A 17,028-nucleotide genomic window follows, 5' to 3' on the forward strand; every position below is an offset into this window, starting at 1 on the left:
CCGATGTGGAATCCCGCCAGCGCCGTACCCGTGGACGACGAACTGCCGTCGCGCCTGGGTGCGGGCCATCCCGCCCTGACCGGCATGATCGCCGAGGCGCTCGCCGGCGGGCCGGGGGTGATGCTGCTGCACATCGACATCGACCACTTCGCCTCGATCAACGAGAACATGAGCCCGGAGGTCGGCGACCAGGCGCTGGCGCTGCTGGCGCACCGGCTGCAGGCGCACCTGCGCGGCCGCGGCCTGCTGTGGCGCCACGGCAGCGACGAACTGGTGATGGCGGTACCGCGCACCGCCGACGTGCCGCCGCCGGAAGCCTTCGCCGAGGAGATCCGGCAGCAGATCGAGCTGCCGCTGTCGGTGCTGCCGTACACCCTGTTCATGACCGGCAAGATCGGCGTGAGCCTGTGCCCGGAGCATTCCACGCGGTTATCGACCCTGCTCGACTTCGCCGAGGACGCGGTCTACCAGGCCGCGCGCGAAGGCGGCAACCTGGTGCGCCTGTACGCCGCCGACGGCCCGCCCAGCGCGCACAGCGAGAGCATCATCTCGCGGCAGATCGTCGACGCCATTCCCAACGGCGAGCTGCGCCTGCGCTACCAGCCGATGGTCAGCGCACGCGACGGCCGCGTGGTCGGCATGGAATCGCTGCTGCGCTGGCAGTCGCCGACCCTGGGCATCCTGGTGCCGGAGCGCTTCATGCGCACCGCCGAGCGCCTGGGCGTGATCGTGCAGATCGGCACCTGGGTGATGGAAGGCGCGCTGCGCCAGGCGCGGCTGTGGCGCGATCAGGGCTTCGACGACTTCACCATCGCGGTCAACGTCTCCACCCTGCAACTGCTGCGCCCGACCTTCTTCAACGAGGTGATGTCGGCGCTGCAGGCGGCCGGGGTGCCACCGCAGATGGTGGTGCTGGAGATCAACGAGAGCGCGTTGACCAACAACGTCAACTTCGTCCACGAGACCCTGGCTAATCTCTGCCGCGAAGGCATCAGCCTGAGCCTGGACAACTTCGGCACCGGCGACTCCAGCCTCAGCGCGCTGGTGCGCTACCCGGTGGACAAGCTGAAGATCGACCGCAGCTTCATCAAGAGCGCGCCGGCCGGCAACCGCGAGGCGGCGATCGCCCGCGCGATCATCGCCATGGGCCACCAGTTGGGCATGGTGGTGATCGCCAACGGCGTGGAATCGCAGGCGCAGCTGGGCTTCCTGCGCCGCAACGACTGCGACATCTTCCAGGGCTACCTGTTCGGCGAACCGATGTCGGCCGAAGCCGCCGGCATGGCCCTGCGCCGGCGCTACCTGCGCCCGGAATCGTTCACCGAGACCCGCCCGGACCGCACCCTGCTGCTGCTCGACGACGAAGAGAACGTGCTGCGCTCGCTGGTGCGGCTGTTCCGCCGCGACGGCTACCGCATCCTCGCCGCCGGCAACGTCCGCGACGCCTTCGACCTGCTCGCCACCAACGACGTGCAGGTGATCCTGTCCGACCAGCGCATGTCCGACATGAGCGGCACCGAATTCCTGGGCCGGGTGAAGATGCTCTACCCCGACACCATCCGCCTGGTCCTGTCCGGCTACACCGACCTGGCCACCGTTACCGACGCGATCAACCGCGGCGCGATCTACCGCTTCCTGACCAAGCCGTGGAACGACGACGAACTGCGCGAACACATCCGCCAGGCCTTCCGCACGCACGACGAACAGCGGCGGGATGCGGGGCCCTGAGGGCTGGGAATCGGGAACGGGGAATCGGGAATGGGAAAAGCCGCATCGCGGCTTTTCTTTTTTCAGGTCAGGTCATTGAGGCGACATCGGGTACACGGAAATCGAACAGAGTCAGCGCTCCCGCTTTTCCGATTCCCCATTCCCGATTCCCCATTCCCAGCTATTAGGGCTACCTAACAGGAATCGCGATCCGGAACGTCGAGCCTTGAACAGCGGCGGGATGCGGGGTCCTGAGGGCCGGGAATCGGGAACGGGGAATCGGGAATGGGAAAAGCCGCATTGCGGCTTTTCGTTTTTCAGGTCAGTTCATTGAAACGACATCGGGTGCGGAAAGCGGCAGCGGCAGCGCTCCCGCTGTTCCGATTCCCCATTCCCGACTCCCCATTCCCAGCTACTTGGGCTGCCTAACCGGAATCACGATCCGGAACGTCGAGCCCTCGCCCACGACGCTGCTGACGTCGATGCGGCCGTGGTGCTTGTTGACGATGCCGTAGGAGATCGACAGGCCCAGGCCGGTGCCGCTGCCGACCGGCTTGGTGGTGAAGAACGGGTCGAAGATGCGCTGCAGCAGGTCCGCCGCAATGCCGGCGCCGGAGTCCTTGAACTCGATCCACACCTCCTCGCCGTCCTGGCCGGTGCTGACCACGATGGTGCCGCGCTCGCCGATCGCCTGGCCGGCGTTGAGCAGCAGGTTCATGTACACCTGGTTGAGCTCGGACGGCAGGCACTCCACCAGCGGCAGATTGCCGTAGTGGCGCTCCAGGGTGACCTTGTACTTGAGCTCGTTCCAGATGATGTTGATCGTCGATTCCAGGCCCGAATGCAGGTCCACCAGCTTCCATGACTCCTCGCGGCCGGAATAGGAGAAGTCCTTCAGGTCGCGGACGATGCGGGTGACCCGCTCGATGCCTTCGCGCGATTCGGCCATCAGCTGCGGCAGGTCGCGGCTGATGAAGTCGATGTCGAAACGGTTGCGGATGTCGTCGATTTCCGGGATCAGCGCCTTCGGATCCGGCGCGCGCAGGGCGCGCTCGTAGGCCTCGATCAGGGTGAACAGGCTGCGCAGGTATTCCTGCAGGCTGCCCAGGTTGGAATGGACATAGCCGATCGGGTTGTTGATCTCGTGGGCGACGCCGGCGGCGAGCTGGCCGATCGAGGCCATCTTCTCCGACTGCAGCAGTTTTTCCTGGGCGCCGTTGAGGCGCAGGTAGGCCTGGCGCAGCTCGGCGTGGCGTTGCTGCAGTTCCTGCTCGTAGTCCTGCTGGCCTTCGATGCCCTGGATCAGCATCAGGTAATGGCCGCCGTCCGCGTCGGCGTGGAAGTACAGGTGCGCCAGCACCACGTGCTGTTCGGTCGGCAGGCTGCCGCTCCAGCGGCCACTGCTGCGCGCCTGCGACAGCGCGTCGCCCGGCAGCCACTGCGCCAGATGCGAGGCCAATGCGCCGGTGTCGGCGCTGGAGGAGAGATGGCGGCGCGCGGCGCTGTTGGCGAGCAGCAACTGGCCGTCGGCGCGGAACAGCACCACGCCTTCGTACAGCAGTTCGCTCAGGGCGAGCAGGTTCTCGCGTGCGGGCAGGACGAGCGGTGCGTTGGGATTGATTTCGGCGAAATTCACGACAGGCGGCGGGCGATCGATGGATGCCCAATATACGCCGTTGCCGCCGGCGGATGCGCGTCCCGCAGTGGGAGTGCGCCGCGGCTTAGGCGACCGCCAGCGGACGCTGGGAGAGCGGCGTGCTGGACTCGCCGTTGGCGTCGTAGGACGACGCGCTCTCGCTGCGGCCGAGGTGGCGCAGCGCCCAGTTGACCTCGCGTCGGCGCCGCGACAGCAGCGCGCCGTTGGCGCGATTGGCGTCAGCCAGCTCACGCAGCCGCAGTTCGGCCTCGGCGCCGGCGGGCACGTCGGCCTCCAGTGCGCGCAGTGCCGCCAGCTTGGCGCTGGTCGCCTGCATGAGGCCTTCCACGTTGTGATCCAACAACGCCTGGCGCTCGCCGGCGAGCGCGTCGCTGAGCTGCTGCAGGGGGTTGGTCACGGACATGTTCATGCGCCGAGTTGCCGATCCATGTCGATCATGCGGCTGGCGATCGCGTCGGGGTTGATCTTGTAGCTGCCGTTCTGCAGCGCCGAGCGCACCGCATCGACGCGGCTGCTGTCCACCGCCGGCGCGGCCGACAGTTGGCGCTGCAGGGTCTGCAGGCCGGACGCTTCGCCGGTCAGGCGCAGGCTATCGGTGGCTGCGGCCGCACCGACCGCACGCTCCTTGCCTTCCTCGGACGCGCCGGAGGCGGCCTTGGTCGAGACGGACGACGTGCGAAGGGTGGCCGGGCTCGGCAAACTCCCTTCAATTTTCTGGGTCATGACGGACATCCTGTTACGGGTTCGGTGTAGGTAACGGCACAGCGTCGGAGAACTTTAGCCGGATTCTTAGCGCGTCACTAAAACGTCGCCATTTTGTGACACAGTTCCCTGAACGATGCGCTTGGACGACAGGTTTTCGACGGTCACCCGCTCGTTTTCGCCCGCATCGCCCAGTGCACGCCCGGACATGCGCACTTCCAGGCCGCCGCTGCGTGCCACCAGCGCCACATTGTCGCCGCGCCGGACCAGCCGCGGCGCGACCAGGTCGGTGGCGGACAGCAGGGTGCCGGCCGGCAGGGTTCGCCGCACCACCTTGCCGATCGCCGCTTCCGGCTCGGTCATCGCGGCGCCGACGATACGCGCCGCGTCGCGTTTCTCGGGGACGATATCGGCCGCGCCGATGGTTTCTCCAGCGGACAGGCCGCGCGCCAGCACCAGCACATGCTGCATGCGCCGCACCTTGACCGGGACGAACAGCCGCCAGCCGGTCTCGCGCGGGCAACTCACCTCCACGGTCGTGGTGCCGGTCGGCTGCGCCTGCAGCGGCACCGGGCACAGCGGCACCCGCACCGAGGGGTCCAGTGTCGCTTCGGCATCGGCGTCGGCCCCGGCCAGCGACAGCGCCGCGGCACGGATCGACTCCACCGGCTGGAAGTCCGCAGCCCAGGCCGGCGTCGCCGCCAGCAGGACCAGCAATAGGATCGGGCGCATCGCCGTCTCTCTGGGAAAGGTCGCCGGCACCATGCAAAGGCCGTGCCGCAAACCGCACGACCGATCCGGACCGCGCCCTCAAGTTCCGCCGCGCAGGCGCCGATATGAACGCCATGAGTCATGACCTTCTCAACCGAATCGACCAGCGCACCCGCTTGGCGGGCCACAACCGGCTTGCCCTGCTGCTGTTCCGGCTGGGCGGTCGTCAGCTTTTTGGCGTGAACGTCTTCAAGGTGCAGGAAGTGCTGCGCCGGCCGGAGCTGTTCCAGGTGCCGGGGCTGCCGCTGCAATTCTCCGGCGTCGCCGACGTGCGCGGGCGCTCGGTGCCGGTGCTCGACCTGGGCCTGGCCATCGGCCATCCGGAGCGCGAGCCGAACGCGGACACCGCCCCAGGCTATCTGGTGGTGACCGAGTTCAACCGCTCGGTCCAGGGCTTCCTGGTCAGCGGCGTGGAACGCATCGTCAACATCGCGGTGGAGGACATCCATCCGCCGCCGGAACTGGGCGCCGAGTCCAGCTACCTGACCGCGGTGACCCGTTTCCAGGGCGAGTTGATCCAGGTGATCGACGTGGAAAGCGTGCTGGCCGACATCGCCCAGACCCGGGTCGAGGCCAACCTGGACCCGTCGCTGGCGCTCACCGGCCCGCAGCTGCAGGTGCTGGTGGTCGACGACTCGCGGGTGGCGCGGCAGCAGATCCGCAGCGTACTGGACCAGCTCGGGGTCGGCGCGACCCTGCTGTCGGACGGCCGCCAGGCCCTGGACCATCTCTTGCAGATCCACGCCGCCGGCGAGAATCCGGCCGAACGCTACGCCATGGTGATCTCGGACATCGAGATGCCGGCGATGGACGGCTACACGCTGACGACGGAAATCCGCCGTCACCCCGGGCTGGCCGGCCTGTACGTGCTGTTGCACACCTCGCTGTCGGGCGTGTTCAACAATGCGATGGTCGAGCGCGTGGGCGCCAATGCCTTCGTGGCCAAGTACAGCCCCAACGAGTTGGCCGAGTACGTGCTGACCCGGCTGCGGGTGGTCGCCGCGGCAGCGCAAGCGGCCGCCTGACCCGGGCGCCGCGTCTCGCTGCGTGGCCTGCCTGACGTTCTAATAGAGCGCGGGCGTCCCCCGCCTCCAGAGGCAACCCCCTGATCTCACGGGCCCCCGCGCCCGCCTTTGGCACGCGCCTTGCCTGTGGTTTCGGCAACGAACCGCGGGATCGTGCCATGTCCAATCCGATCACAGCCTACTTCGGCGTCCATGGCGACGCCCTGCCGCTGCGAGAGCAGCGCATGAAGCTGATCGCCAGCAACCTCAGCAACGTCGACACGCCCGGGTACAAGGCCCAGGACCTGGATTTCGACGCGGCGATGCGTGCCGCGCAGGGACAGCGCGAAGGCACCCAGCTCGCGGTCGACGACAGCCGCCACATCGCGGTCGGCGGCGATGGCCTGAATCCGTTTCAGATCACCCGGGCCGCCAGCCAGCCCAGCATGGACGGCAACACGGTGGATCCGGACGCCGAACGCGCCGCCTACGGCCGCGCCGCGCTGGAGTACCGCGCCTCGCTGAGCTTCCTCGAATCCAAGGTGCGCAGCATGCTCACCGCGATCACGGGCCAATAAGCATGAGCAACCTGCCGATCTTCGACGTCGCCGGCTCCGCGCTGCAGGCGCAGTCGGTGCGCATGAGCACCATCGCCAGCAACCTGTCCAACGCCGATTCGGTGGCCGGTTCGGCCGAGGCGGCCTACAAGCCGATCGAGCCGATCTTCCAGGCGGTGCGCAACCCGCACGACAGCAGCCTGACCTCGGTCAACGTCAAGGAAATCGCCCAGACCAACGCACCGCCGATCAAGCGCTACGAACCCGGCCATCCGCTTGCCGACGCCGAGGGCTACATCTATTCGCCCGATGTGGACCCGGTCTCGCAGATGGTCAACCTGATCTCCGCCTCGCGCAATTACCAGGCCGGCGTGGAGGTGCTCAACACCGCCAAGGAACTGGCGCTGGCCACTCTGACCATGGGCCGCTGATCCGCCCTCCTTCCGCCGCGTCACGTCCCAGGACCGCTTCCATGAGCAGCGTCACCACCTCCACCGACACCTATTCCAGCCTGGGCCTGAGCGCCTCGGCCAACACCAGCACCACCAAGAACAAGGCGCTGCAGCAGGCGGACTTCCTGAAGCTGATGACCGAGCAGCTGCAGCACCAGGATCCGCTCAAGCCGATGGACAACAGCCAGATGGTCGCGCAGATGGCGCAGCTGTCGACCGTGCAGGGCATCGGCGACCTCAACAAGACCGTCACCGCGCTGTCCTCGTCGATGAGCACCGACCAGGTGCTGCGCGGCGCCAACCTGATCGGCCACAAGGTGCTGGTGCCGTCGGCGACGCTGCCGCTGGGCGCCGAGGGCAGCACCGGCGGCCTGGTCGCGGCCAAGGCCGCCGGCGTGGTCGACGTCACCGTCAGCGACGCCACCGGCCAGCCGATCAAGAAGATCAGCCTCACCGCCGACAAGGCCGGCCAGCTCGATTTCGCCTGGGACGGCACCGACGCCAGCGGCAAGCGCATGCCGGCCGGCAGCTACAGCATCACCGCTGGGCAGACCGATGCCCAGGGCAACCAACTGTCCCTGTCCACCTACGTCCAGGCGCCGGTCGAGAGCGCCATCATCGGATCGGACGGCATCTATCTCGATCTGACCGGGCTCGGCACCACGCCGCTGACCAACGTCCTCCGCGTCAGCTAACGCCACGCCGACATCCACAGGAGTCCACCATGGGTTTCAATACATCGCTGTCCGGCCTCAGGGCGGCCAATACCGACCTCAACGTCACCGCCAACAACATCGCCAACGCCAACACCACCGGCTTCAAGGGCTCGCGCGCCGAATTCGCCGACCAGTTCACGCTCAACGGCTACGGCCTGGCGCGCAACGCGGTGGGGTCAGGCGTGCGCGTCAGCAACGTCGCCCAGCAGTTCTCGCAGGGCACCATCGATCCGACCGGGCGCAGCCTGGACCTGGCCATCTCCGGCTCCGGCTTCTTCACCCTGTCCAACAACGGCGCTCGCGTGTACTCGCGCGCCGGCAACTTCCAGACCGACGCCAACGGCTATGTGGTCAATCCGCAGGGCGCGCGGCTGCAGGTGTTCCCGCCGGCGAGCAACGGCAACGGCTTCGCCGCCGGCACCCTGACCGACCTGCAGCTGCTGACCACCGACAGCCCGCCCAAGCAGACCAGCACAGTCAACCTGACCTTCACCCTGCCCGGCAACACCCAGCCGCCGACGGTGACCACGTTCGATCCGAACGACGCCAACAGCTACAACAACTCCAGCGGCGGCACCACGGTGTACGACTCGCTGGGCGTGGCCCACGTGCAGACCTCGTACTTCGTCAAGACCGCCACGCCCAACCAGTGGACCGTCTACAACTACGTGGACGGCGTCGCCGCCGGCGGTGCCAGCACGCTGCAGTTCTCCAACAGCGGCGCGCTGGTCAGCCCGGCCGACGGTAAGATTCCGCTGGGCTCCTTCACCCCCGCCACCGGCGCCGGCACCCTGTCGCTGACCCTGAATGTGTTCGGGTCCACCCAGTACGGCGAAGCCTTCGCCCTGCGCGGCGCGACCCAGGACGGCTACGCCAGCGGCAAGCTCAACTCGATCAGCATCGACGAGAAGGGCATCGTCTACGCGCGCTACTCCAACAACGCCGACAAGGCGCTGGGCCAGATCGCAGTGACCAACTTCGTCAATCCGCAGGGCCTGAGTTCGCTCGGCGACAACGCCTGGGCGGAAAGCTCGGCCTCGGGCATCGCCCGCACCGGCTCGCCGGCGACCTCGGACTTCGGCAGCGTGCAGTCCGGCGCACTGGAATCCTCGACCGTCGACCTGACCGAGCAGCTGGTCAACATGATCGTGGCCCAGCGCAACTTCCAGGCGAACTCGCAGGTGATCTCGACCCAGGATCAGGTCACGCAGACCATCATCAATATGCGTTGATGACCACCGGGAATCGGGAATCGGGAAACGGGAATCGTAAACGCGGTTCCCGCCACCGACCTCCCGCTTTCCGCCATTCCCGATTCCCCATTCCCGGTTCCCTCCAATGGACAAAGCCCTCTACGTCGCCATGACCGGCGCCCGCGCGTCGCTGCAGGCGCAGGCCACCGTGTCGCACAACCTGGCCAACGTCGAGACCTCCGGGTTCAAGGCGGCGCTGGCCAATACCGAGGCCTATCGGATTCCTGGCGCCGGTTATCCGTCGCGGATCGATGCGCTGCACATCGACCAGGGGTTCAACCGCGACGTCGGCGCCCAGCACCAGACCGGCAATCCACTGGATCTGTCGCTGGATGCCGATCGCTGGCTGGCGGTGCAGTCCGCCGACGGCAAGGAGGCCTATACGCGCGGCGGCGAATTGGCGCTGACCCCGAACGGTCAACTGGTCACCGCCAGCGGCCATGCGGTGCTCGACGACCAGGGCAATCCGGTGGCGATTCCGCCGCACCAGTCGCTGGAGATCGGCAACGACGGCACGGTGTCGATCGTGCCGCTGGGCGAAGCGCCCACCGCGATGAGCACCATCGCCACGCTGAAGGTGGTGCAGGCGCCGGCGGACCAGCTCACGCGCCGGCCCGACGGCCTGATGCGCAACGTCAGCGACGATCCGGCCAAGGCCTTTGCGCCGGCCACCGGCAATTCGCTGCGAACCGGGGTACTCGAGGGCAGCAACGTCGATGCCGCCGGCGCGCTGGTGCAGATGATCCAGTTGCAGCGCCAGTTCGAAATGCAGGTGAAGGTCATCAAGAACGGCGACGAGAACGCGCAGTCGGCCAACACCCTGCTGCGTCTGAACGGCTAAGGCACGCCGCGGCGCCAGCGGCGCCGGTTTGGCACGGCACGTGCATCACTCCCTGCGCCCCCGGCGCGTCGTGCCGGGGCCACCATCAGAGGAACTCGGGTCATGAATCAGGCTTTGTGGGTCGCCAAGACCGGACTGGATGCGCAGCAGACGCGCATGTCGGTCGTCTCCAACAACCTGGCCAACACCAACACCACCGGTTTCAAGCGCGACCGCGCCAACTTCGAGGACCTGCTGTACCAACAGCTGCGGCAGCCAGGCGGCGCCAGTTCCTCGCAGACGCAGCTGCCCTCGGGCCTGCAGGTGGGTACCGGCGTGCGCGTGGTCGCCACCGCCAAGGATTTCGAGCAGGGCAGCCAGCAGCAGACCGATCGCGCCCTGGACGTGATGGTCAACGGCCGCGGCTTCTTCGAAGTGCAGATGCCGGACGGCACCTCGGCCTACACCCGCGACGGCAGCTTCCAGATCGATGCGCAGGGCCAACTGGTCACCAACAGCGGCTACCCGATCCAGCCGGGCATCCAGATCCCGGAAGGCGCGCAGTCGGTGACCATCGGCTCCGACGGCACGGTGAGCGTGCAGGTCGCCGGTACCGCCGCGGCGCTGCAGGTCGGCGCGCTGACCCTGACCGACTTCATCAATCCCTCCGGCCTGCAGGCCCAGGGGCAGAACCTGTATGTGGAAACCGCCGCCTCCGGGCCGGCGACGAACGGCACGCCCGGTCTCAACGGCCTCGGCAAGATCGCGCAGGGCGCGCTGGAAGGCAGCAACGTCAATGTGGTGGAAGAGCTGGTGAGCATGATCGAGACCCAGCGCGCCTACGAGATGAACGCCAAGGCCATCTCCACCACCGACTCGATGCTCGGCTATCTGAACAACAACGTCTGATCCCCTCGCCTCCGGAATCCGCCATGTCGCGCCTGTCCTCTCTCTCCTTCTCCGCCGCGCTGCTGCTGCCGGTCCTGCTCGGCGGTTGCGCCGGTCTGGGCGTGGCCGCCGGCGACGTGCGTCCGTACGCGCCGATGGCGCCGATCGTGCCGGTGATGGCGCCGCAGGCGCAGCCGACCGCGGGTGCGATCTACGCCGCCGGCCCCGGCCTGCAGCTGTACTCCGATCGTCGCGCCCGCGACGTCGGCGACCTGCTGACCATCACCCTGGTCGAAAGCACCAACGCCAGCAGCACCGCCAACACCAGCATCAGCAAGAAGGATGCGGTGACCATGGCCACGCCGACGCTGCTGGGCGCGCCGCTCACCGTCAACGGCACCAACATCCTCAACAACTCCACCAGCGGCGACCGCAGCTTCGCCGGCAAGGGCAACACCGCGCAGAGCAACACCATGCAGGGCAGCATCACCGTGACCGTGATGCAGCGCCTGCCCAACGGCAACCTGGTGATCCAGGGCCAGAAGAACCTGCGGCTGAACCAGGGCGACGAACTGGTGCAGGTGCAGGGCGTGGTCCGCGCCGCCGACATCGCCCCGGACAACACCATTCCCTCCAGCAAGGTGGCCGAAGCGCGCATCGCCTACGGCGGCCGCGGCGCGGTCGCGCAGTCCAACGCGATGGGCTGGCTGAGCCGCTTCTTCAACTCGCGCATCTCGCCGTACTGAGGCCCGCCATGACTCTCCTGTCCCTGCCCTGCCGCCTGCTCGCCGCCGTCGCCCTGTGCGCCGGCCTGGCCGCGCCGGCCGCGGCCGAACGCATCAAGGACCTGGCCCAGGTCGGCGGCGTGCGCAACAACGCGCTGGTCGGCTACGGCCTGGTGGTCGGCCTGGACGGCAGCGGCGACCGCACCAGCCAGGCGCCCTTCACCGTGCAGAGCCTGAAGAACATGCTCGGCGAGCTGGGCGTCAACGTGCCGGCAAACGTCAATCCGCAGTTGAAGAACGTGGCCGCGGTGGCGATCAGCGCACAGCTGCCGGCGTTCGCCAAGCCGGGCCAGACCATCGACATCACCGTCTCCTCGATCGGCAACGCCATCTCGCTGCGCGGCGGCACCCTGCTGATGGCGCCGCTGAAGGGTGCCGACGGCCAGGTCTATGCGGTGGCCCAGGGCAATCTGGTGGTCGGCGGCTTCGGCGCGCAGGGCAAGGACGGTTCGCGGATCTCGGTGAACGTGCCCAGCGTCGGCCTGATCCCCAACGGCGCGACGGTGGAACGTGCGCTGCCGGACGTGTTCGGCAACACCGGCGAGATCACCCTCAACCTGCACCAGCCCGATTTCACCACCGTCTCGCGCATGGTCTCGGCGCTGGAAAGCACCTTCGGCCCCGGCAGCGCGCATGCGGTGGACGGCTCCACCGTGGCGGTGCGTTCGCCCACCGACCAGAGCGCGCGCATCGGCCTGCTGGCACGGATCGAGAACGTCGAGATGTCGCCGGGCGCGGCGGCAGCCAAGGTCGTGGTCAACGCCCGCACCGGCACGGTGGTGATCGGTTCGCAGGTCCGGGTCAGCCCGGCGGCGATCTCGCACGGCTCGCTGACGGTGACCATCAGCGAAGGCACCCAGGTCAGCCAGCCGAATGCGCTGAGTGGCGGCCAGACCGTGGCCACGCCCAAGTCCACCATCACCGCCACCAACGAAGGCAGCCGCATGTTCAAGTTCGAGGGCGGCACCTCGCTGGATCAGATCGTGCGGGCGGTCAACGAGGTCGGCGCCGCGCCTGGCGACCTGATCGCGATTCTGGAAGCGCTCAAGCAGGCCGGTGCCCTGAGCGCGGAGCTGGAGGTGATCTGACATGCGTATCTCGGCCGCTCCCTTCGACCTGCACGCCTCTACCCAGAACGATCCGGCCAAGATCGACAAGGTCTCGCGCCAGCTCGAAGGGCAGTTCGCCAACATGCTGGTCAAAAGCATGCGCGAGGCCAGTTTCGGCAATTCGCTGTTCCCCGGCGAGAACCAGACCTTCCGCGACATGTACGACCAGCAGCTCGCCAAGGGCCTGACCGACGGCAAGGGGCTGGGCCTGGCGGCGATGATCTCCAAGCAGCTCGGTGGCGGCCAGCCGGCGGCGACCACGCCGGCCAATACCTCGCTGGGCGCGGCCAAGGCGGCCAAGGCCTACTCGCTGGTGTCCGGCCAGTCCGGCAACGGCCCGATGGCGCTGCAGGGCGAGGCCGCGCTCGGCGCCGGTGCCGCAGCCGGCGCCGGCGTCGGCCCGTGGAGCGGCGCCGAGGCGACCGCCGCCCCGCAGCAGCAGGTGCTGGACATGATCGCAGGCCGCGAGAGCAGCGCCATGCACCAGGCCATCGGCAGCAGCCCGGCCGACGGCAGCGCCGGCCTGTCCTGGGCCGGTGCCGACGACCGCTGGTCGAACGTGCAGGCGGCCGCCGACAGCGGCACTGCCATCGATCCCAGCGCCGCCGCGGCCGCCAACGCCGCCGCGGCCAGCCTCGGCGAGCGGACCCCGGAAGGCTTCGTCGCCAAGATCTGGAACCATGCGCAGAAGGCCGCGCAGGAACTGGGCGTGGACGCGCGCGCCCTGGTCGCGCAGGCCGCGCTGGAGACCGGCTGGGGCCGCCGCGGCATTTCCCGCGGCGACGGCGCCAGTTCCAACAACCTGTTCGGGATCAAGGCCACCGGCTGGAACGGCGACCGCGTGACCACCGGCACCCACGAGTACGTGGATGGGGTCAAGCAGGCGCAGACCGCCGATTTCCGTGCCTATTCCTCGCCGGCGGAAAGCTTCGCCGACTACGTGCGCCTGCTGAAGACCAATCCGCGCTACCAGCAGGCGCTGAAGGCCGGCACCGACATCCGCGGCTTCGCCCAGGGCCTGCAGCGCGCCGGCTACGCCACCGACCCCGCCTACGCAGCCAAGATCGCCGCCATCGCCGGCGGCCCGACCATCGGCCGTGCGGTGGCCGCGATCGGCAGCGCCGCCGCCGGCGGCATCGAGCGCGTGCTGGCCAGCACCGTCGATCCGTCCGGCCTCGTGCGCCGTTGAGGTAGCCGTCCATGTCCATCCTCTCCACCGGTACCGGCGCCCTGCTCGCCTTCCAGCGGGCCCTGTCCACGGTCAGCCACAACGTCGCCAACATCAATACCGACGGCTACAGCCGGCAGCGGACGACGTTCGCGACAACGGTCCCGAGCCAGTACGGCAGCGAGTTCATCGGCAACGGCACCCAGATCACCGACGTCTCCCGCGTCGCCGACCAGCTGGCGATCTCGCGCCTGTTCGACAGCACCGGCGAAGTCGCCCGGCTGAAGCAGCTCTCCAGCCTGTCCAGCCGCGTCGACGGGCTGTTCTCGGACAAGGCCACCAGCATCGCCGGGCAGTGGTCGAACTTCTTCGACGCCACCACCGGCCTGTCCTCCAACGCCTCGGCCAGCGCCAACCGGCAGAACCTGCTGGACGCCGGCAATTCGCTGGTCACCCGCTTCAAGCAGCTCAACGGCCAGCTCGACTCGCTCGGCAGCGAAGTCAACAACGGCCTGCTGGCCGGCACCGCCGAAGCCAACCGCCTGGCCACCGAGATCGCCAAGCTCAACGGCCAGATCGGCTCCAACGCCAATGCCGCCGCACCGGACCTGCTCGATCGCCGCGACCAGATGATCGGCCAGCTCATCGGCTACACCGGCGGCAGCGTCATCCAGCAGGACGGCGGGATGATGAACGTCTACACCTCCGGCGGCCAGGCGATGGTGGTCGGCACCAATGCGTCGACCCTGGTCACCAGTCCCGATCCCTACCAGCCGGAAAAGCTGCAGATCGCGCTGAAGACGCCGGGCGGCTCGACGCCGCTCACCAGCAAGGCGCTGGGCGGGCAGATTGGCGGCTTCCTGGAGTTCCGCAGCAACGTCCTGGATCCGACCAAGGCCGAACTCGGCCGCATCGCCACCGGCGTGGCCAGCAGCTACAACCAGCAGCACCGCGCCGGCATGGACCTGTACGGCCAGATGGGCGGCGATTTCTTCAACCTGCCGGCGCCGACCGTGGACGGCAACAGCGCCAACACCGGCACCGCGGCGTTCACCGCCAACGTCAGCGACCTGAGCAAGCTCGACGGGCAGAACCTGCTGCTGACCTACAACGGCACCGCCTGGAGCGCCAGCCGCGCCGACACCGGCGCCAGCGTCCCGATGAGCGGCTCCGGCACCAACGCCGATCCGTTCGTGGTCAACGGCGTGACCCTGCAGGTCTCCGGCACCGCCGCCAGCGGCGACAAGTTCCTGCTGCAGCCCACCGCCAATGCCATCAGCAAGCTGTCCGTGGCCATCAGCGACCCCTCGCGCATCGCCGCGGCGACGCCGATCCAGGCCAGCGCCACGCTCAGCAACCAGGGCACCGGCAAGGTCAGCAATGTCACCGCGACCAACGCCAGCAATGCCAACCTGCTGACGCCGGCGAACATCGCCTTCATCGATTCCACCCACTACTCGATCAACGGCGGCGCGCCGCAGACCTACACCGCCGGCCAGACCATCAGCGCCAACGGCTGGAGCCTGACCATGGACGGCGTCCCGTCCGCCGGCGACAGCTTCGCGGTGGGCCCGACCGGGGTCGGCTCGAGCAACAACGGCAATGCCCTGCTGCTGTCCAACCTGGACGATGCCAAGGCCTTCAACGGCGGCACCATCACCCTCAACGGTGCGGTGGCCGGCCTGACCACCACGGTCGGCTCGGCGGCGCGCCAGGCCAAGTACGCGGCCGACGCGCAGGACGTGATCCAGAGCAGCGCACAGGACGCGCGCGACTCGCTGTCCGGCGTCAACCTCGACGAGGAAGCGGCGGACATGCTGCGGCTGCAGCAGGCCTACCAGGCGGCCTCGCGCCTGATCTCCACCGCCGACACCCTGTTCCAGTCCATCCTGAGCGCGGTCCGATGAGCAATCGCATCTCCAGCGGCATGATCTTCAATCAGTCGCTCAACACCATGCTCGGCAAGCAGGCGACGATCTCGCACCTGCAGCAACAGCTCTCCACCGGTCAGCGCATCGTCAGTGCGGCCGACGATCCGGTCGCCGCGGGCACCGCGGTCAGCCTGGACCGCACGGTGGCCGCGCTGGCGCGCTTCGGCGACAACGCCAACAACGTGCAGAACCGGCTCAACCTGCAGGAAAACTCGCTCGCGCAGGCCGGCGACCTGATGGCGCGGGTCAAGGATCTGACGGTGGAAGCCAATAGTTCGGCGCTGACCACGCCCGACCGCAAGGCCATCGCCGCGGAGCTGAAGACCCTGCACGACAGCCTGCTGAGCCTGTCCAACAGCACCGACGGCTCCGGCCGCTACCTGTTCGGCGGCACCGCCGACGATGCGGCCCCGTTCGCCGTGGTCTCGGGCAACGTGGTCTACAGCGGCAACCAGACCCAGCGCAGCGTGGAAGTGGCACCGGACACCAAGGTCTCCGACACCCTGCCCGGCAGCGAGATCTTCATGCGCGTGCCCACCGGCGACGGCACCGTGGACGCGCATGCGGCCGCCGGCAACACCGGCACCGGCCTGCTGCTGGATTTCAGCCGCGACGGCTCCGGCAGCGCCTGGAACGGCAGCAGCTACAGTGTCGTGTTCACCGCCGCCACCACCTATGAAGTGCGCGACAGCAGTGGCGCGGTGGTCAACACCGGCACCTATGCCGCCGGCGAGAGCATTGGCCTGCCCGGCTTGAAGATGCGCGTGGACGGCGCCCCCGCCGCCGGCGACAGCTTCCAGATCGGCGCCTCGACCACCAAGGACGTGTTCTCCACCATCAGCAACCTGGTCAACCTGCTCAACACCGATCCGATTACTCCGGCCGCCAAGGCTGCGCTGCAGAACGGTCTGCAGTCGTCGATGCGCGACATCACCCAGGCCTCGTCGAAGATGATCGATGCGCGCGCCGCCGGCGGCGCCCAGCTCGCGGCGATCGACAACGCCACCGACCTGCGCGCCTCCAACGACGTGACCCTGAAGACCACCCTGTCCTCGCTGCGCGACCTCGACTACGCCCAGGCGATCTCCCAGTACCAACTGGAACAGTCGGCGCTGAAAGCGGCACAGACCATCTTTACCCAGATGCAAAGGATGTCGCTGTTCGACCGGCTCGGCTGATCGGCGATATACCGGATATACAGAAAGGCCCGGAGCGCGGCAACGCTTCCGGGCCTTTCGCGTTATACAAAGATCGTCATCGCCGCTGGATAAGTAGACAACGCGCAGGCAGCCCTAAAGTTTGCCGAAGTGCGGCCGAGAAAGGCTCTCCGCGGTATTCCTGGTGTTTTGCGCATCGCCGGAACGGCAAATTTTCTGCAGTAAATCGCTAAAGGTTGCGAGCCTGTCGCCGTTACTTATATCACCAGCCGCACTGGCCAAATTGATGGCCCCCTGCGGAGACTCCAGGCACCAACCGGTTGCCGGACAAATCGCTTAGAGGAGATATCA

General features: G+C 67.9%; 17 protein-coding genes. 13 read left to right on the plus strand and 4 right to left on the minus strand.

Translation table 11 applies throughout. The annotated features are described in order from the left end of the window. The first annotated feature begins 3 nt into the window (after positions 1 to 3). Positions 4 to 1,728 (plus strand): EAL domain-containing protein, encoded by a 1,725-nt coding sequence (locus tag SLW55_RS11080; RefSeq protein WP_010341742.1) that lies wholly within the window; start codon positions 4 to 6, stop codon positions 1,726 to 1,728. Between the two features lie 391 nt (positions 1,729 to 2,119). Here SLW55_RS11080 and SLW55_RS11085 read toward each other — a convergent pair whose 3' ends face one another. The 4 genes from SLW55_RS11085 to flgA form a co-directional block, all read right to left on the minus strand. After that, positions 2,120 to 3,343: an ATP-binding protein gene (locus tag SLW55_RS11085; RefSeq protein ID WP_017908564.1), complete on the minus strand. Its 1,224-nt coding sequence runs from the start codon at positions 3,341 to 3,343 to the stop codon at positions 2,120 to 2,122. An 85-nt stretch (positions 3,344 to 3,428) separates the two neighbouring features. Next, a complete protein-coding gene (locus SLW55_RS11090) occupies positions 3,429 to 3,767 on the minus strand; it encodes a flagella protein (RefSeq protein WP_026143350.1) in 339 nt (112 codons plus the stop codon). Between the two features lie 2 nt (positions 3,768 to 3,769). Then, entirely contained in the window at positions 3,770 to 4,087 is a 318-nt protein-coding gene (flgM, locus tag SLW55_RS11095; protein WP_026143351.1) for a flagellar biosynthesis anti-sigma factor FlgM, read from the minus strand. Between the two features lie 66 nt (positions 4,088 to 4,153). After that, positions 4,154 to 4,798 (minus strand): flagellar basal body P-ring formation chaperone FlgA, encoded by a 645-nt coding sequence (flgA, locus tag SLW55_RS11100; RefSeq protein WP_148828688.1) that lies wholly within the window; start codon positions 4,796 to 4,798, stop codon positions 4,154 to 4,156. A gap of 113 nt (positions 4,799 to 4,911) precedes the next feature. On the opposite strand from flgA, the gene SLW55_RS11105 reads away from it, so the two are divergent. The 12 genes from SLW55_RS11105 to flgL all read left to right on the plus strand — a co-directional run bounded on the left by SLW55_RS11105 (position 4,912) and on the right by flgL (position 16,698). After that, positions 4,912 to 5,862: a chemotaxis protein gene (locus tag SLW55_RS11105; RefSeq protein ID WP_026143352.1), complete on the plus strand. Its 951-nt coding sequence runs from the start codon at positions 4,912 to 4,914 to the stop codon at positions 5,860 to 5,862. Positions 5,863 to 6,020: 158 nt separating this feature from the next. Next, the gene (flgB, locus tag SLW55_RS11110) at positions 6,021 to 6,419 is read left to right on the plus strand and encodes a flagellar basal body rod protein FlgB (protein WP_017908569.1); all 399 of its coding nucleotides are present in this window, start codon (positions 6,021 to 6,023) and stop codon (positions 6,417 to 6,419) included. Between the two features lie 2 nt (positions 6,420 to 6,421). Continuing rightward, positions 6,422 to 6,829, plus strand: a complete 408-nt coding sequence (gene flgC / locus SLW55_RS11115; RefSeq protein WP_017908570.1) for a flagellar basal body rod protein FlgC — start codon at positions 6,422 to 6,424, stop codon at positions 6,827 to 6,829. A 41-nt stretch (positions 6,830 to 6,870) separates the two neighbouring features. Next, positions 6,871 to 7,545: a flagellar hook capping FlgD N-terminal domain-containing protein gene (locus SLW55_RS11120; protein ID WP_017908571.1), complete on the plus strand. Its 675-nt coding sequence runs from the start codon at positions 6,871 to 6,873 to the stop codon at positions 7,543 to 7,545. Positions 7,546 to 7,574: 29 nt separating this feature from the next. After that, the gene (gene flgE / locus SLW55_RS11125) at positions 7,575 to 8,798 is read left to right on the plus strand and encodes a flagellar hook protein FlgE (protein WP_267119118.1); all 1,224 of its coding nucleotides are present in this window, start codon (positions 7,575 to 7,577) and stop codon (positions 8,796 to 8,798) included. 106 nt (positions 8,799 to 8,904) lie between these two features. Continuing rightward, a complete protein-coding gene (locus tag SLW55_RS11130) occupies positions 8,905 to 9,660 on the plus strand; it encodes a flagellar basal body rod protein FlgF (protein WP_017908573.1) in 756 nt (251 codons plus the stop codon). A gap of 102 nt (positions 9,661 to 9,762) precedes the next feature. Then, positions 9,763 to 10,548, plus strand: coding sequence for a flagellar basal-body rod protein FlgG (flgG, locus tag SLW55_RS11135; RefSeq protein WP_017908574.1), 786 nt, complete (start codon positions 9,763 to 9,765; stop codon positions 10,546 to 10,548). Between the two features lie 23 nt (positions 10,549 to 10,571). After that, positions 10,572 to 11,273: a flagellar basal body L-ring protein FlgH gene (gene flgH / locus SLW55_RS11140; RefSeq protein WP_017908575.1), complete on the plus strand. Its 702-nt coding sequence runs from the start codon at positions 10,572 to 10,574 to the stop codon at positions 11,271 to 11,273. Between the two features lie 8 nt (positions 11,274 to 11,281). Further along, complete coding sequence (locus SLW55_RS11145; protein WP_267099855.1) at positions 11,282 to 12,400, plus strand: flagellar basal body P-ring protein FlgI; 1,119 nt, start codon at positions 11,282 to 11,284, stop codon at positions 12,398 to 12,400. Position 12,401: 1 nt separating this feature from the next. Beyond that, entirely contained in the window at positions 12,402 to 13,610 is a 1,209-nt protein-coding gene (gene flgJ, locus SLW55_RS11150; protein WP_267099856.1) for a flagellar assembly peptidoglycan hydrolase FlgJ, read from the plus strand. A gap of 11 nt (positions 13,611 to 13,621) precedes the next feature. Then, positions 13,622 to 15,496, plus strand: a complete 1,875-nt coding sequence (gene flgK, locus SLW55_RS11155; RefSeq protein ID WP_267099857.1) for a flagellar hook-associated protein FlgK — start codon at positions 13,622 to 13,624, stop codon at positions 15,494 to 15,496. Further along, the gene (flgL, locus tag SLW55_RS11160; RefSeq protein WP_017915411.1) at positions 15,493 to 16,698 is read left to right on the plus strand and encodes a flagellar hook-associated protein FlgL; all 1,206 of its coding nucleotides are present in this window, start codon (positions 15,493 to 15,495) and stop codon (positions 16,696 to 16,698) included. The genes flgK and flgL overlap by 4 nt, the downstream gene beginning before the upstream one ends. The last annotated feature ends 330 nt before the right edge of the window (positions 16,699 to 17,028 follow it).

This window comes from Xanthomonas sp. LF06-19 (genome assembly GCF_034105425.1).
Classification (GTDB): domain Bacteria; phylum Pseudomonadota; class Gammaproteobacteria; order Xanthomonadales; family Xanthomonadaceae; genus Xanthomonas_A; species Xanthomonas_A sontii.

Excerpts from the sequence above, each read along its gene's own strand:
- flgM (WP_026143351.1), bottom strand. The coding sequence starts at position 4,087 with ATGACCCAGAAAATTGAAGGGAGTTTGCCGAGCCCGGCCACCCTTCGC.
- SLW55_RS11145 (WP_267099855.1), top strand. The coding sequence starts at position 11,282 with ATGACTCTCCTGTCCCTGCCCTGCCGCCTGCTCGCCGCCGTCGCCCTG.
- flgB (WP_017908569.1), top strand. The coding sequence starts at position 6,021 with ATGTCCAATCCGATCACAGCCTACTTCGGCGTCCATGGCGACGCCCTG.
- flgE (WP_267119118.1), top strand. The coding sequence starts at position 7,575 with ATGGGTTTCAATACATCGCTGTCCGGCCTCAGGGCGGCCAATACCGAC.
- flgA (WP_148828688.1), bottom strand. The coding sequence starts at position 4,798 with ATGCGCCCGATCCTATTGCTGGTCCTGCTGGCGGCGACGCCGGCCTGG.
- flgG (WP_017908574.1), top strand. The coding sequence starts at position 9,763 with ATGAATCAGGCTTTGTGGGTCGCCAAGACCGGACTGGATGCGCAGCAG.
- SLW55_RS11120 (WP_017908571.1), top strand. The coding sequence starts at position 6,871 with ATGAGCAGCGTCACCACCTCCACCGACACCTATTCCAGCCTGGGCCTG.
- SLW55_RS11130 (WP_017908573.1), top strand. The coding sequence starts at position 8,905 with ATGGACAAAGCCCTCTACGTCGCCATGACCGGCGCCCGCGCGTCGCTG.
- flgJ (WP_267099856.1), top strand. The coding sequence starts at position 12,402 with ATGCGTATCTCGGCCGCTCCCTTCGACCTGCACGCCTCTACCCAGAAC.
- flgC (WP_017908570.1), top strand. The coding sequence starts at position 6,422 with ATGAGCAACCTGCCGATCTTCGACGTCGCCGGCTCCGCGCTGCAGGCG.
- SLW55_RS11080 (WP_010341742.1), top strand. The coding sequence starts at position 4 with ATGTGGAATCCCGCCAGCGCCGTACCCGTGGACGACGAACTGCCGTCG.
- flgH (WP_017908575.1), top strand. The coding sequence starts at position 10,572 with ATGTCGCGCCTGTCCTCTCTCTCCTTCTCCGCCGCGCTGCTGCTGCCG.
- flgL (WP_017915411.1), top strand. The coding sequence starts at position 15,493 with ATGAGCAATCGCATCTCCAGCGGCATGATCTTCAATCAGTCGCTCAAC.
- SLW55_RS11105 (WP_026143352.1), top strand. The coding sequence starts at position 4,912 with ATGAGTCATGACCTTCTCAACCGAATCGACCAGCGCACCCGCTTGGCG.
- flgK (WP_267099857.1), top strand. The coding sequence starts at position 13,622 with ATGTCCATCCTCTCCACCGGTACCGGCGCCCTGCTCGCCTTCCAGCGG.
- SLW55_RS11090 (WP_026143350.1), bottom strand. The coding sequence starts at position 3,767 with ATGTCCGTGACCAACCCCCTGCAGCAGCTCAGCGACGCGCTCGCCGGC.